Genomic DNA, 15059 nt, shown 5'->3' on the forward strand with positions numbered 1-15059 from the left:
AAGCGTTTTTGTGTTCTAAACGTGTCTGTAAAAATTGCATTTTATGCGGAGAACAGGCACACTGGTGGAGATTAGGGAAAGATGAAGCCGTGCGTAGTTGTTGACGAACGGCTCGATGAGGTGAAAATATGAGTCGTGAGGCGCAGTTGGCTGCCACTCGAGAAAAAATCTTGGAGGCAGCTCGCGAACAATTTTTAATAAAAGGCTATGCGGACACATCCACGCGTGACATTGCGACAGCAGCAGGCATTACCCAACCGGCACTGTACCATCACTTTGCCGACAAAGAACTGATTTTTGTGCAGGTGATCGAAACTGTTGGTGGTGAGTTAGCAGCAAACATGAATCAAATTTTAGATGCTAACAAAGGGGATGGGCTTGAAATCCTGACGGATATGTCAGCAGCAATGGTCGCTATTCATCCGCGTGACGCTTTTAGCTTGATTCATGGTAGCTTTCAATATCTGCGTCCTGAGAATCAGGCTCAGCTTGGTCGATTGTTTGCACAGGATTATTTGCAACCCATCATGCGCTTTTTTAAGTCTGATAAAGTGGTTTTACGTGACGGGGTTGATCCGGCAACGGCAGCCAATTTTTACCTCACCAGTTTGGCACCACTGTTTGCTAAGTTTCACCAACTGGGTGGCGCAAACTTGAGTCAACGTGAGCACATTCAAGTGCTGCTACGCCTCATTTTGTTTGGTGTGGCAGAGAAATAAAAGTTGAGCGTTTCTCGTTGACACATTTAGCAAAACCGAGTATATTATTAATGGTATATCACTGTGAATAAAAATCGTCTTGGCGATCTATTGTCCGTCAAGGCCTTTATAGAGAAGCAAAAGCAGCTTTCATTTAAACTTTAAAAGAAATGGTGCTTTTGCCTTTTTTATGCCCAAAAACAGTGTTACAGGTCATTTGTAATGAAACTGTAACACTAAAACGAGGACTTATTCACTGGAAAATCATTTCGAAGGAGTGAAGAACTTGGCAGGGCATTTAGTTAAATACGGCAAACACCGTACCCGCAGAAGTTACGCACGAATCAAGGAAGTTCTTGATTTACCGAACCTGATTGAAATCCAAACGGACTCTTATCAATGGTTCCTGGACGAAGGCTTGCGTGACATGTTCGACGACATCATGCCAATCGATGATTTCCAAGGAAACTTATCATTGGAATTCGTTGACTACCAGTTACTCGAACCAAAGTACACCGTGGATGAAGCACGTGAACACGATGCCAACTATTCTGCACCACTGCACGTTACTTTACGTTTGACCAACCACGAAACTGGTGAAATCAAGAGTCAAGACGTGTTCTTTGGTGACTTCCCACTGATGACTGATCAGGGGACGTTCATTATCAATGGTGCTGAACGGGTTATCGTTTCTCAATTGGTTCGTTCTCCTGGTGTGTACTACACGGAAGACGAAGACAAGAATGGTCGTGAAGTTTACGGCGCAACTGTCATTCCTAACCGTGGTGCTTGGTTGGAATACGAAACCGATGCTAAAGAAATCTCTTATGTTCGGATTGACCGGACTCGTAAGATTCCAATGACCGAATTAGTTCGTGCTTTGGGTTATGGCTCTGACGACGAGATCATCTCAATCTTGGGTGATAGCGACGGCATCATGTCGACCTTGGAAAAGGATATTCACAAGAATTCCGATGACTCACGTGTCGAAGAATCCTTGAAGGATATTTACGAACGGTTACGGCCTGGTGAACCTAAGACAGCCGACTCTTCACGGAGCCTGTTGACGGCGCGCTTCTTCGATCCAAAACGTTACGACACTGCACCAGTTGGTCGTTACAAATTAAACAAGAAGTTAGACTTGCACACCCGTTTGTTAGGTTTGACGTTAGCGGAAACGTTGGCTGACCCTGACTCAGGTGAAATCATTGCTGAAAAGGGTACTGTGATCGACAAGACCGTTATGGCTAAGTTGGCACCATATCTGGATCAGGAAGACTTCAAGTCGGTAACGTTCACACCCTCTGATGAAGCTGTTGTGACGGAACCAATGAATGTTCAAATGATCAAGGTCTTCTCTAAGAAGGATCCTGAACAAGTTGTGAACATGATTGGTAACGGTCATATCGACTTAAAGAACCACACCATTCAACCTGCCGACATCATTGCTTCCATCAATTACTTCTTTAACTTGCAAGAAGGTATTGGTTCAACAGATGATATCGATCACTTGGGTAACCGCCGGATTCGTTCTGTGGGTGAATTACTGCAGAACCAATTCCGGATTGGTTTATCACGGATGGAACGTGTTGTTCGTGAACGGATGTCTATTCAGGACTCCGCCACAGTAACGCCACAACAATTAATTAACATTCGTCCAGTTGTTGCTTCAATCAAAGAATTCTTTGGTAGTTCACAACTGTCACAATTCATGGATCAGACGAACCCACTTGGCGAATTAACGCATAAGCGTCGTCTGTCTGCTCTTGGACCTGGTGGTTTGACGCGTGACCGTGCCGGATATGAAGTCCGGGATGTTCACTACACCCACTATGGTCGGATGTGTCCAATTGAAACGCCTGAAGGACCAAACATTGGGTTGATCAACTCACTGTCTAGTTATGCGAAGGTTAACCGTTATGGCTTTATTGAAACACCATATCGTCGTGTTTCATGGGACAACCACAAGGTTACTGACCGAATCGACTACTTAACTGCCGACGAAGAAGATAACTTTGTTATTGCCCAGGCCAACTCGCCATTGAATGACGATGGTTCGTTCGTTGATGACACAGTTTTGGCTCGTTCAAAAGATGAAAACATTGAAACTTCCATCGACAACGTCGACTACATGGACGTTTCGCCTAAGCAAGTAGTTGCCGTTGCGACCGCATGTATTCCATTCTTGGAAAACGATGACTCTAACCGTGCTCTGATGGGTGCCAACATGCAACGTCAGGCTGTTCCTTTGTTGGATCCTCATGCACCACTTGTTGGTACTGGGATTGAATATAAGGCTGCCCATGACTCTGGTGTTGCTTTAATCAGTAAGGCTGCCGGAACGGTTGAATTCGTTGATGCTACGCAGATTCGCGTTCGTCGTGAAGACAGCACTTTAGACACGTACAAGTTAATGAAGTTCCGTCGTTCAAACGGTGGTAAGAACTACAACCAACGTCCAATCGTTAAGGTTGGCGACAAGGTTGATGCCGATGAAATTTTGGCTGATGGTCCTTCCATGGAAGGTGGGGAACTTGCTCTTGGGCAAAACCCATTGATCGCCTTTATGACTTGGAACGGTTACAACTTCGAAGATGCCATTGCGATTTCCGAACGGTTGGTTAAGGATGATGTTTACACTTCGATTCATATTGAAGAATACGAATCAGAAGCACGTGATACCAAACTTGGACCGGAAGAAATGACCCGTGAAATTCCTAACGTTGGTGAAGATTCCTTAAAGGATCTTGATGAACAAGGAATTATCCGAATTGGTGCTGAAGTTCATGATGGTGACATTTTGGTTGGTAAAGTTACGCCTAAGGGTGTGACAGAATTATCTGCTGAAGAACGTTTGCTACATGCTATCTTTGGTGAAAAAGCCCGTGAAGTTCGTGATACTTCACTCCATGTTCCGCATGGTGGTGGCGGTATTATCCAGGATGTTAAGATCTTCACTCGTGAAAACGGGGATGAATTATCACCTGGTGTTAACATGATGGTTCGTGTCTACATCGCCCAGAAACGTAAGATTCAGGTCGGTGACAAGATGTCCGGCCGTCATGGTAACAAGGGGACTGTTTCAATTGTTATTCCTGAAGAAGACATGCCTTACATGCCTGATGGGACACCAATTGACATCATGCTCTCACCAATGGGTGTGCCTTCCCGTATGAACATTGGTCAAGTGCTGGAACTGCATTTGGGAATGGCTGCCCGCAAACTGGGTATCCACGTTGCTACGCCTGTCTTTGATGGTGCGCAAGATAAGGATATCTGGGATGCCGTTCAAGAAGCTGGTATGCCAGCTGATGCCAAGTACGTTCTGTACGATGGCCGTACTGGTGAACCATTCGACAATCGGATTGCCGTCGGTGTCATGCACTATCTGAAGTTGGCCCACATGGTTGACGACAAGATTCACGCACGTTCTATCGGACCTTACTCACTGGTTACGCAACAGCCACTTGGTGGTAAAGCGCAATTTGGTGGTCAGCGTTTCGGTGAAATGGAAGTTTGGGCTTTGGAAGCTTATGGTGCTGCTTACACGTTGCAAGAAATTCTGACCTACAAGTCAGATGACGTGGTTGGCCGTGTTAAGACTTATGAAGCCATTGTTAAGGGCGAACCAATTCCTAAGCCTGGTGTTCCTGAGTCCTTCCGTGTGTTGGTTAAGGAATTACAAGCACTTGGGTTGGACATGAAGGTTCTTGACAGCAACAAACAAGAAATTGAACTGCGTGACATGGACGATGATGAAGATGACGTTGTGAATGTTGATGCATTGAGCAAGTACGCTGCTGAACATCCAGTTGACGATAAGTCAGACGATGCTAGTACAAACACGAACTCAGCTTCAGCACCTGCACAGCCAGCAACAACACCGGCTAATGAGTCAGGAAACACCACAAACGAGTAGTGTGAACTGTCACCATTGAAACTAATAAGGAGGTCAATCCTTTGATTGATGTCAACAAATTTGAAAGCATGCAGATTGGGCTTGCGTCGCCCGACAAAATCCGCAGCTGGTCATATGGTGAAGTTAAGAAGCCTGAGACCATCAATTATCGGACATTAAAGCCTGAACGTGACGGCTTGTTCGATGAACGGATTTTTGGACCAACAAAAGACTGGGAATGTGCGTGTGGTAAGTACAAACGGATTCGCTACAAGGGTGTTGTTTGTGACCGTTGTGGTGTTGAAGTTACACGTTCTAAGGTTCGTCGTGAACGGATGGGGCATGTTGAATTAGCTGCTCCCGTTACCCACATTTGGTACTTCAAGGGTATTCCTAGTCGTATGGGTTTGGTTCTTGACATGAGCCCACGGGCACTTGAAGAAATCATCTACTTTGCTTCATACGTTGTGTTGGAATCAGGCAACACACCTTTGGAACGCAAGCAGTTGTTATCTGAACGTGAATACCGTGAAAAGAAAGCCCAATATGGTAACGAATTCCAAGCTGAAATGGGTGCCGAAGCAATTCGTAAGTTGCTGGCAGCTGTTGACTTGGATAAAGAAGCCAGCGAATTGAAGGAAGAGTTAAAGGATGCATCTGGTCAAAAACGGACTCGTGCCGTTCGTCGTCTAGACATCTTGGAAGCCTTCATTCAATCCGGTAACCGTCCTGACTGGATGGTTATGGACGTTGTTCCGGTTATTCCACCGGACTTACGGCCAATGGTTCAATTGGAAGGTGGTCGTTTTGCCACTTCTGACTTGAACGACTTATACCGTCGTGTTATCAACCGTAACAACCGTTTGAAGCGTTTGTTAGACTTGAATGCACCTGGTATCATCGTGCAAAACGAAAAACGGATGTTGCAAGAAGCCGTTGACGCGTTAATTGATAACGGTCGTCGTGGCCGTCCTGTTGCCGGTCCTGGTAACCGTCCGTTGAAGTCACTGTCTCACATGTTGAAGGGTAAGCAAGGACGGTTCCGTCAAAACTTACTTGGTAAACGTGTTGACTACTCTGGCCGTTCTGTTATCGATGTTGGCCCAACTTTGAAGATGAACCAAATGGGATTACCTGTGCCAATGGCCATGGAACTCTTCAAACCATTCATCATGAAAGAGTTGGTTAAGCGCGATCTTGCTTCTAACATCAAGAATGCCCGTCGTAAGATCGACCGTCAGGATAACGATGTTTACGATGTTTTGGAAGACGTTATCAAGGAACACCCAGTTCTATTGAACCGGGCCCCTACTTTGCACCGTCTTGGGATTCAGGCATTCGAACCAGTACTTGTTTCTGGTAAAGCGATGCGTGTGCACCCACTTGTGTGTGAAGCTTATAACGCCGACTTCGATGGTGACCAAATGGCCATCCACGTTCCGTTGTCAGACGAAGCACAAGCTGAAGCACGTTTGCTGATGCTGGCTGCCGGACACATCTTGGCACCTGCCAATGGTCGTCCAGTGGTTACACCTTCTCAGGATATGGTTATCGGTAACTACTACCTGACTACTGAAGAAGCTGGTCGTGAAGGCGAAGGCATGATCTTCAAAGATCTGAACGAAGCCCGCGTGGCCTACCAAAATGGTTATGTTCACTTACACAGCCGTGTAGGTGTGCAAACTTCATCAATGCCAACTAAGCCATTTACTGATGAACAAAAGAGTCGCATCTTGATTACGACTGTTGGGAAGATGATTTTTAACGCCATCTTGCCTGACGAATTCCCATACTTGAACGAACCAACGAGTGACAACTTGACAGACGGTATCGATGACCGGTTCTTCTTGGAACCTGGTACTGACTTGAAGTCTGTATTGAGTAATCAACCGTTGAATGATCCATTCAAGAAAGGCTTCTTGGCTGATATCATTGCTGAAGTCTACAAGCGTTACAAGGTAACAGCTACTTCACTGCTGTTGGACCGGATGAAGGATTTGGGTTACTACGAATCTACTAACTCTGGTTTGACGGTTGGGATTGCTGATATCTCAACATTGAAGACGAAGAATGACGTCGTTGCTGATGCACGTAAGCAAGTTGCTACGATTTCTAAACAGTTCCGTCGTGGTTTAATTACTGATGACGAGCGTTACCAACGTGTTATTGACGTTTGGAACACTGCTAAGGATGACATTCAAGAACAACTGGTTGACTCCATGGAGTGGAATAACCCAATCTTTATGATGAGTGATTCCGGTGCCCGTGGTAACATTTCAAACTTTACTCAGTTAGCTGGGATGCGTGGTTTGATGGCTGCGCCTAACGGTCAAACAATGGAATTGCCAATCGTTTCAAACTTCCGTGAAGGTCTCTCTGTGTTGGAAATGTTTATTTCTACTCATGGTGCCCGTAAAGGTATGACTGATACGGCTTTGAAGACTGCCAACTCTGGTTACTTGACTCGTCGTCTGGTTGATGTTGCGCAAGATGTTATCATTCGTGAAAAGGACTGTGGTACTGACCGTGGTTTGACGATTCATGCCATTACTAACGGTAATGAAATGATCGAATCCTTGTACGAACGGATTCTTGGTCGTTACGCAATGAAGTCAGTTAAACATCCTAAGACTGGTGAGACCTTAGTTAAGGCTAACCAGATGATCGATGAAGACGTTGCTCAATCTATCGTTGATGCTGGTGTAACAGAAGTTGTGATTCGTTCAGCCTTCACTTGCAACACGAAACATGGTGTTTGTGAACGTTGTTACGGTCGTAACATGGCCACTGGTGACCGCGTTGAAGTTGGTGAAGCAGTTGGTACTGTTGCTGCTCAATCAATCGGTGAACCTGGTACTCAATTGACTATGCGTAACTTCCATACTGGTGGTGTTGCCGGTGACGATATTACCCAAGGGCTTCCTCGTGTTCAGGAAATTGTTGAAGCTCGGAACCCTAAAGGTAAAGCTGAGATTACTGAAGTGACTGGGACAATCGTCTCAATCGAAGAAAACCCAGCTGAACGGACGAAAGAAGTTACGGTTAAGGGTGAAGCCGAGACACGTTCGTACACGTTACCATTACGTGCGCGGATGCGTGTTGCTGAAGGTGACTTTATCCACCGTGGTTCAGCATTGAACGAAGGGTCAATTGATCCTAAGGAATTGCTGAAGGTTCGTGACGTTCTGTCAACCGAAAACTACCTGTTACGTGAAGTTCAACGTGTTTACCGGATGCAAGGTGTTGGTATTGCCGACAAGCATATTGAAATCATGGTTCGTCAGATGATGCGGAAAGTCCGTGTCATGGATCCAGGTGACACTGATATGTTGCCAGGAACATTGATGGACATTGCTGACTTTAAGGATGCTAACACGAAGACTCTGGTTGCCGGTGGTATTCCTGCAACTAGTCGTCCAGTGATCTTAGGTATTACTAAGGCTGCTTTGGAAACAAACAGTTTCTTGTCTGCTGCTTCGTTCCAGGAAACAACGCGGGTTCTTACCGACGCTGCTATCCGTGGAAAGAACGACCCACTTGTTGGGTTGAAGGAAAACGTTATTATCGGGAAGATCATTCCAGCTGGTACTGGGATGCCAGATTACCGGAAGATTCAGCCTAAAGAAGCTGAAGTAACTGGTACCGAGGGCGTTTACTCCATCAGTGACTTAGAAAAGAAAATGCGTGAAGAGGATGCTAAGAACACAAGCACCAAGTAATTGGTTGCTATCCGTGTAATTACTGATTCTTGAATCGCGAAAAAGGTCTGCCGGACAATTTGTCTGGCAGGCCTTTTTACATAGTCTCTAAACTGACGCCCGCCAGTCTACTTTGCATATAAGTATCAAACACTTAGTCGAATAGTTTGTAATTGTAAGTCATTAACGTTTGCATCACTAATTATCATTAGGGGTAGCATCTTTGTAGAGGAGTGAAGTCGACCAGAAACAGAGTTCCACGAAAGCAATACTTGGTGGGCGTTTTGGGCCCGCGTAGTATTGTAGGACGAGCTTGGAGACTTCGGGGGTATGAAGGCTCAAAGTCGAGGTCGAAGACACTCGGCTTTCGAGAGGCTGAGACCGGTCCCGTGGAATGGCGTTTCTGATCGACATAACGGCTCCACAAGAATAAACAACGCAGTTCGCAACCTCTAAATCATAGAGGTGTGAGCTGCGTTGTTTGTTGCGAAATTAATTATCTGAACATTGTCTTGGTTGCACGGGCCATGACCTTCGGATCTTTTTCATAGTGGTGAAGCGGTGTCAATTTGCTCAATGGAATACCCAAGAACGTGTACACAGCACGCTGTGCGCAGCGGAATGAATATTGTTCTGTAAATACCATATCAAATGGCATTTCAGCAAATTGACTGATAAAGGCGAGGTTGTGGCTGTGCTTTGGTACAACCAGTGGACGGTCACCAACTGCCCGGCGATTGAATAGGGCGCTGGCATAAGGCATGTAAACGGGAATGACGTTGACTGTTGATGCCATAATGTCATCAATGTGATCACCAATCTTGTCGCGACCATCATCAACTTCGTTTAAGTGACCAATAAGTTCGGTGAGAATTTCACGACCAGTCATTTCAATGAATGGTTTATTGACGTAATCACCATGCCGTCGAGGATACATAATGTAACCCCAGAAGACGGTCTCGTTCTCCTTTTGTGCGTGGAAATGAGGTTGATGATGAACCACAATTGACATCAATCCGGTACTATCGATCCAAGTATTCAATGCGTTACCGGGTTGTTGCTGAGTGATTCTGGTGATTTCATTAAGTAGTTTGTGATCATTGTTAGTGACTGTGAAGCTCATCCATTCACTTTGTTCTCGGTCATTAAAGAATTTATCTGGGTGACCAAGGTCATAGAAGTGCTCGGAAGCTTGTTTCCATAAAGCTGCACTTGGCGCATATTCGTGATTTTCCTTCAGCGGGGTATCCATGTCTCCAAACGAAGAACTGTCGGTAATGGAACCGTTAGTGTCGAAGACAAAATCATCTTCATTAACGTCCACATGGCCGGTTTGATGATCGCCATTAACTTCTTCATAATCAAAGCCGGTAACAATAATATCATCACGCATTGGCGTGTCCTTGAAGGTGAGCGCCGTAACCTTGCGATTATTAATGAAAGTTACGCCATGGTCTTCTAAGAACTTGCGCATGGGCAAAATAAGACTTTCGTACTGGTTGTAAGGTGTGCGAGTAACACCCTCGAGTGTGTTAATACGACTAAATTCAAGGATCATACGGTTCATGTAGCGACGCAGTTCCATCGCTGAGCTTTGACGTTTGAATGCGAAAGTTGTTTGCCACATGTACCAGAAGTTAGTAGTGAAGAAGTGTGGTGAACTAGCAAACCATTCATCAATCCCGATATCATTCAGGCGTTCTTCTTTGCTTTCCGGCATCAACATTAGTTTTGTCAGAAGGTAGCGGTCGCGGTTGTCAAACTGCATGTGGCGGTAATCATTTTCGTCGCCTTTGTTACGAATGCCGTTTACTTTATCCATCAACCGAGCAACATCGTGAGTTGGGTGTGCATGGTCAAAGTCTAAAATCTCATCAGTCACAGATTGATCAGGGTGATCCAGTGACGGAACAGAGCGCATGAGATCCCATAAGTTTTCATAGGTTTCTTCGTTAAGCATTCGACCACCTTTGGCAAGGTAACCCTGACTGTTTTTCAAGGCTTGGTTACCGTACTCATTTTCGTAGCCGGTTACTGTATCACCATCATTTGCGCCGTGGGTTTCAAGACCGTACATGGTGATTTGGTCACCGTGCCAACCACCATCGCGTATGAGGTAAATTCCTGCTGCTAAGTTACCAATTCCTGTACCAATCATGTATGCATGTTGTGCCATGTTCGCTCACTCCTTTGTTTGTTGAGCCGAGTTATTACTGTTCCTAATCGTATTTAACAAGTGACCAACTTGATCCAACGCGTCATTTACGGTTAGGTGATACCGATGATTAAGGCCTTCATGAGTGGTGGATACGAGGCCGGCTTGTCGCAAAATTTTGAGATGATGTGATACTGCTGGCTGTGAAAGGCTCATGTGTGAGGTCAACTCAGTAACAGTCAAACCGGTGTTCAAATGAGCACCTAATAAAATGATTAAGCGCTGCCGATTTTGATCGGCCAGTGTGTTCAACAAGTCAAGATTACTAATGAACTCGTCAAGAGCTTTTTGCTGACCTTGCGGTAATGTCGTTTCACTCATAAAGATCACCTCACTCTATCGATACATTTAACTACATGAATATAGTAACGCGAATAAGTCACTATTGCAACCGCTTACAAAACGTCTGTTTGATCCGATTAAAGAGCCAATTATCAAATAAAAGCGTACAGTTGGACGATAACTAGGCCACTAAAAAGGTACGGGATAAAAGGGAGTCGATTTGAGCGTTGGTGGCTCAGATAGAAGTGAGTTAAGGCGATTAATGATGCAAACAAGATACTGGCAATAGCCACTTGTATTGGAAACATTAAAGATAGCACGGCGATGCAGTCAGCGTCCCCATTGCCCATAAATTGAAATCGGTGGATAAAATAAAGCGATGCTAAATACATTGTTGTTACCATCAGTAATTTTGACCAGCTAAATTGATGTTGAATCAACGCTAATACTAATAAAACCACGATTGGCCAGGTAGAGATGGCTAGGTGTGCAGCGTCCTGACAAGCCAAAGCCAGCAAGATCAAATTAAAAACGACTAGACTGACAGCTGCATTAAAAGGATTGGAATGGATGATGAGCGCGCCAAGCAGACCGACTGAACTTTCTGCGAGTGGGTAGGTGAAAGAGACTGGTTGATGACAGTCAGGACATCTTCCTAACTGAAGCAGCCAGCCAAGGCAGGGAATGAGTTGCCACCAACGCAGGCGTTTCGCACATTGATCGCACCGTGATCGCGCGAACATGACGGGGCGGTTATTAGCTAGCCTAGTGCTGATGCACATGATGGTAGAAACAAAAAACGTAATGTAAATGAAACTGATGCCGAAGATGATGTATGGCATAATAAGAATACCGTCCTTTATTGGTCTTGCCTTAACATACGTAAAGAGATCTGTGATGTTCGTCCATCACCTAAAAACTTTGAGCGAACTAGCTTTTTTCGTGTTGAAACCTTGACGCATATGGACGGGGATGATATTCTATTAAAGGTGCTTTTTTGTGAAAGTGTCTGCCATCCATGGCGGCTGGAGCTAAAACAGCAATCATACTGGAAAACAGATTTGGGTTTTTCTTTTTTTATAACTTAAAAAGAACCGCCTGGATGTGTGGACTTAAACTAAAACAAAGAATCGGAAGGAGGACATTTAGATGCCAACGATTAACCAACTCGTTCGTAGTGGTCGTAAGTCTAAAACGTCAAAATCAGATGCCCCAGCATTAAACTTCGGGTACAACAGTTACAAGAAAGAACAAACTAACAACGCTGCTCCTCAAAAACGTGGTGTTGCAACTCGTGTCGGTACTATGACACCAAAGAAGCCTAACTCAGCTTTGCGGAAATACGCCCGTGTGCGTTTATCCAACTTGATTGAAGTTACCGCTTATATTCCTGGTATTGGTCATAACCTACAAGAACATAGTGTTGTTCTTATCCGTGGTGGCCGTGTTAAGGATTTACCTGGGGTTCGTTACCACATTATTCGTGGTGCTCTGGATACTGCCGGTGTTACTGACCGGAAACAAAGCCGTTCTAAGTACGGTACTAAGAAGCCTAAGGCTTAATCAAGAAAGGAAGATAAACGATGGCTCGTAAAGGACATATTCCTGCACGTGAAGTGCTACCTGATCCAATTTACAACTCAAAGCTGGTTACCCGTTTAATCAACCGCTTGATGTTAGACGGTAAGCGGGGAACTGCATCAACGATTTTGTATGATGCCTTTGATCAAATTAAAGAAACAACTGGTAATGAACCGTTGGAAGTATTTGAAGAAGCAATGAACAACATCATGCCTGTTATGGAAGTTAAGGCTCGCCGTGTTGGTGGGTCTAACTACCAAGTGCCAATCGAAGTTCGTCCAGAACGTCGTAGTACTTTGGGCTTACGTTGGTTAGTTCAATACTCACGGTTACGTGGGGAACATACCATGACTGAACGTTTAGCTCGTGAAATCATGGATGCTGCCAACAACACTGGTGCTTCTGTTAAGAAGCGTGAAGACACTCACCGGATGGCTGAAGCCAACCGTGCCTTCGCACATTACCGTTGGTAAAAACAACCGACTATTTAGCCGGTGGCCCCTTTGACACCCATCTACATGTGGTGTCATTTTTGGGATTTAAGCATTGCATAAGCTAATTTAAAGGAGAAAATAATGGCTAACAAACGTGAATTTCCACTCGAAAAAACACGTAATATCGGGATCATGGCCCATATCGATGCCGGTAAAACCACGTTAACTGAACGGATTCTTTACTATACTGGTAAAATTCACAAGATTGGTGAAACCCATGATGGTGCTTCACAAATGGACTGGATGGCTCAAGAACAAGAACGTGGGATTACCATTACGTCTGCCGCAACTACAGCGCAATGGAAAAACCACCGTATTAACATCATCGATACACCAGGACACGTGGACTTCACAATGGAAGTTGAACGTTCCTTGCGTGTGCTAGATGGTGCGATTGCTGTCCTTGATGCCCAGGCTGGTGTTGAACCACAGACTGAAACTGTTTGGCGTCAAGCTTCCACTTATAACGTTCCCCGTATCGTGTTCGTTAATAAGATGGATAAGTTAGGTGCTGACTTTGACTTTTCTGTTAACTCGCTAGGTGACCGTTTGCAAGCCAATGCTCATGCCGTTCAGATGCCAATCGGTGCTGAAGACGATTTCGAAGGGGTTATTGACCTGATCGAAATGAAGGCTGACTTGTACGATGAAGATGCCCTTGGTACTGAATGGGATACTGTTGATATTCCAGAGGAATATGTTGCAGAAGCTCAAAAGCGTCGTGACTCATTAGTTGAAGCTGTTGCTGAATCTGATGACGAACTGATGGAAAAATACCTTAATGGTGAAGAAATCAGTAAAGACGAATTAAAGGCTGGTATTCGTCGTGCCACTTTGGCAAACGAATTCTTCCCAGTTCTTGCAGGTTCTGCTTACAAGAACAAAGGTGTTCAGATGTTAATGGATGCTGTTGTGGACTACTTACCATCACCACTTGATGTTAAGCCTTATACAGCGGTTAACCCAGAAACTGATGAAGAAGAAGACCTTATTGCCGGCGATGACAAAGACTTCGCTGCCCTTGCATTTAAAGTTGCTACTGACCCTTACGTTGGTCGTTTGACATTCATTCGTGTTTACACGGGGACTTTGGAATCCGGTTCATACGTTTTGAATGCTACTAAGGACAAACGTGAACGTGTTGGTCGTTTGCTACAAATGCATTCAAATCAGCAAAACGAAATTCCAGAAGTCTTTTCTGGTGATATCGCTGCTGCCATCGGTTTGAAGAACACCACGACCGGTGACTCTTTGACTGATGTTGATCATCCATTGCACTTGGAATCAATGGTATTCCCTGAACCAGTTATTCAGGTTGCCGTTGAACCTAAGACAAAGGCTGATCAAGACAAGATGAACAATGCCTTACAAAAGCTGTCTGAAGAAGACCCTAGTTTCCGTGCCGAAACCAACTCTGAAACTGGTGAAACTTTGATTTCTGGTATGGGTGAACTCCAACTGGATATCTTAGTTGACCGGATGAAGCGTGAATTTAAGGTTGAAGCTACTGTTGGTGCACCTCAGGTTGCTTACCGTGAAACGATTACGAAGTCTGCTCAGGTTGAAGGTCGTTTCATTCGTCAGTCTGGTGGTAAAGGTCAATATGGTGATGTTTGGATTGAATTCACACCTAACGAAACTGGTAAGGGTTACGAATTCGAAGACGCCATTGTCGGTGGGGTTGTTCCTCGTGAATACATTCCTTCAGTTGACAAAGGGTTACAAGAATCCATGGCCAATGGTATGGTTGCTGGTTACCCAGTAGTTGACGTTAAGGCTAAGCTTTACGATGGTAGTTACCATGATGTCGATTCTTCAGAAGCTGCATTTAAGATCGCCGCTTCTCTGGCATTACGTGAAGCTGCTAAGAAGGCTGCCCCAGTTATCTTGGAACCAATCATGAAGGTTGATATTGTTGCACCAGAAGACAACCTTGGTGATGTTATGGGTCACGTAACTGCTCGTCGTGGTACTGTTGATGGTATGGAAGCCCGTGGGAATGCACAAGAAGTTCATGCATTTGTTCCATTGGCTGAAATGTTTGGTTATGCTACAACCTTGCGTTCAGCAACACAAGGTCGTGGGACATTTACGATGACATTTGACCACTACTCAGCTGTTCCTAAGTCAGTTCAAGAAGAAATTATTAAGAAGAATGGCGGTAACAACAGCCATCCTGAAGACTAATTGTCA

General features: G+C 44.9%; 9 protein-coding genes. 6 read left to right on the forward strand and 3 right to left on the reverse strand.

Translation table 11 applies throughout. The features are described 5' to 3' along the window. Positions 1-128 precede the first annotated feature (128 nt). The 3 genes from LDK34_RS07370 (at position 129) to rpoC (ending at position 8315) form a co-directional block, all read left to right on the forward strand. The gene (locus LDK34_RS07370; RefSeq protein WP_178942152.1) at positions 129-719 is read left to right on the forward strand and encodes a TetR/AcrR family transcriptional regulator; all 591 of its coding nucleotides are present in this window, start codon (positions 129-131) and stop codon (positions 717-719) included. A gap of 256 nt (positions 720-975) precedes the next feature. After that, positions 976-4617: a DNA-directed RNA polymerase subunit beta gene (gene rpoB, locus LDK34_RS07375; RefSeq protein WP_178942153.1), complete on the forward strand. Its 3642-nt coding sequence runs from the start codon at positions 976-978 to the stop codon at positions 4615-4617. A 41-nt stretch (positions 4618-4658) separates the two neighbouring features. Continuing rightward, positions 4659-8315, forward strand: a complete 3657-nt coding sequence (rpoC, locus tag LDK34_RS07380; RefSeq protein ID WP_236941620.1) for a DNA-directed RNA polymerase subunit beta' — start codon at positions 4659-4661, stop codon at positions 8313-8315. A gap of 475 nt (positions 8316-8790) precedes the next feature. On the opposite strand, the gene LDK34_RS07385 is transcribed toward rpoC, so the two are convergent. The 3 genes from LDK34_RS07385 to LDK34_RS07395 all read right to left on the reverse strand — a co-directional run bounded on the left by LDK34_RS07385 (position 8791) and on the right by LDK34_RS07395 (position 11633). After that, positions 8791-10470, reverse strand: coding sequence for an oleate hydratase (locus tag LDK34_RS07385; protein ID WP_178942154.1), 1680 nt, complete (start codon positions 10468-10470; stop codon positions 8791-8793). A 6-nt stretch (positions 10471-10476) separates the two neighbouring features. After that, positions 10477-10830: an ArsR/SmtB family transcription factor gene (locus LDK34_RS07390; RefSeq protein WP_161002881.1), complete on the reverse strand. Its 354-nt coding sequence runs from the start codon at positions 10828-10830 to the stop codon at positions 10477-10479. Positions 10831-10943: 113 nt separating this feature from the next. Continuing rightward, on the reverse strand, positions 10944-11633 hold the full coding sequence (locus tag LDK34_RS07395; protein WP_178942155.1) for a prepilin peptidase: 690 nt from the start codon (positions 11631-11633) through the stop codon (positions 10944-10946). A 307-nt stretch (positions 11634-11940) separates the two neighbouring features. On the opposite strand from LDK34_RS07395, the gene rpsL reads away from it, so the two are divergent. The 3 genes from rpsL (at position 11941) to fusA (ending at position 15053) form a co-directional block, all read left to right on the forward strand. Further along, the gene (gene rpsL / locus LDK34_RS07400) at positions 11941-12354 is read left to right on the forward strand and encodes a 30S ribosomal protein S12 (protein ID WP_017262644.1); all 414 of its coding nucleotides are present in this window, start codon (positions 11941-11943) and stop codon (positions 12352-12354) included. 20 nt (positions 12355-12374) lie between these two features. Next, positions 12375-12845, forward strand: a complete 471-nt coding sequence (rpsG, locus tag LDK34_RS07405) for a 30S ribosomal protein S7 (RefSeq protein ID WP_017262645.1) — start codon at positions 12375-12377, stop codon at positions 12843-12845. A gap of 102 nt (positions 12846-12947) precedes the next feature. After that, complete coding sequence (gene fusA, locus LDK34_RS07410) at positions 12948-15053, forward strand: elongation factor G (protein ID WP_178942156.1); 2106 nt, start codon at positions 12948-12950, stop codon at positions 15051-15053. The last annotated feature ends 6 nt before the right edge of the window (positions 15054-15059 follow it).

The sequence above is a fragment of the Furfurilactobacillus milii genome, assembly GCF_021654115.1.
Taxonomy (GTDB): Bacteria; Bacillota; Bacilli; order Lactobacillales; family Lactobacillaceae; genus Furfurilactobacillus; species Furfurilactobacillus milii.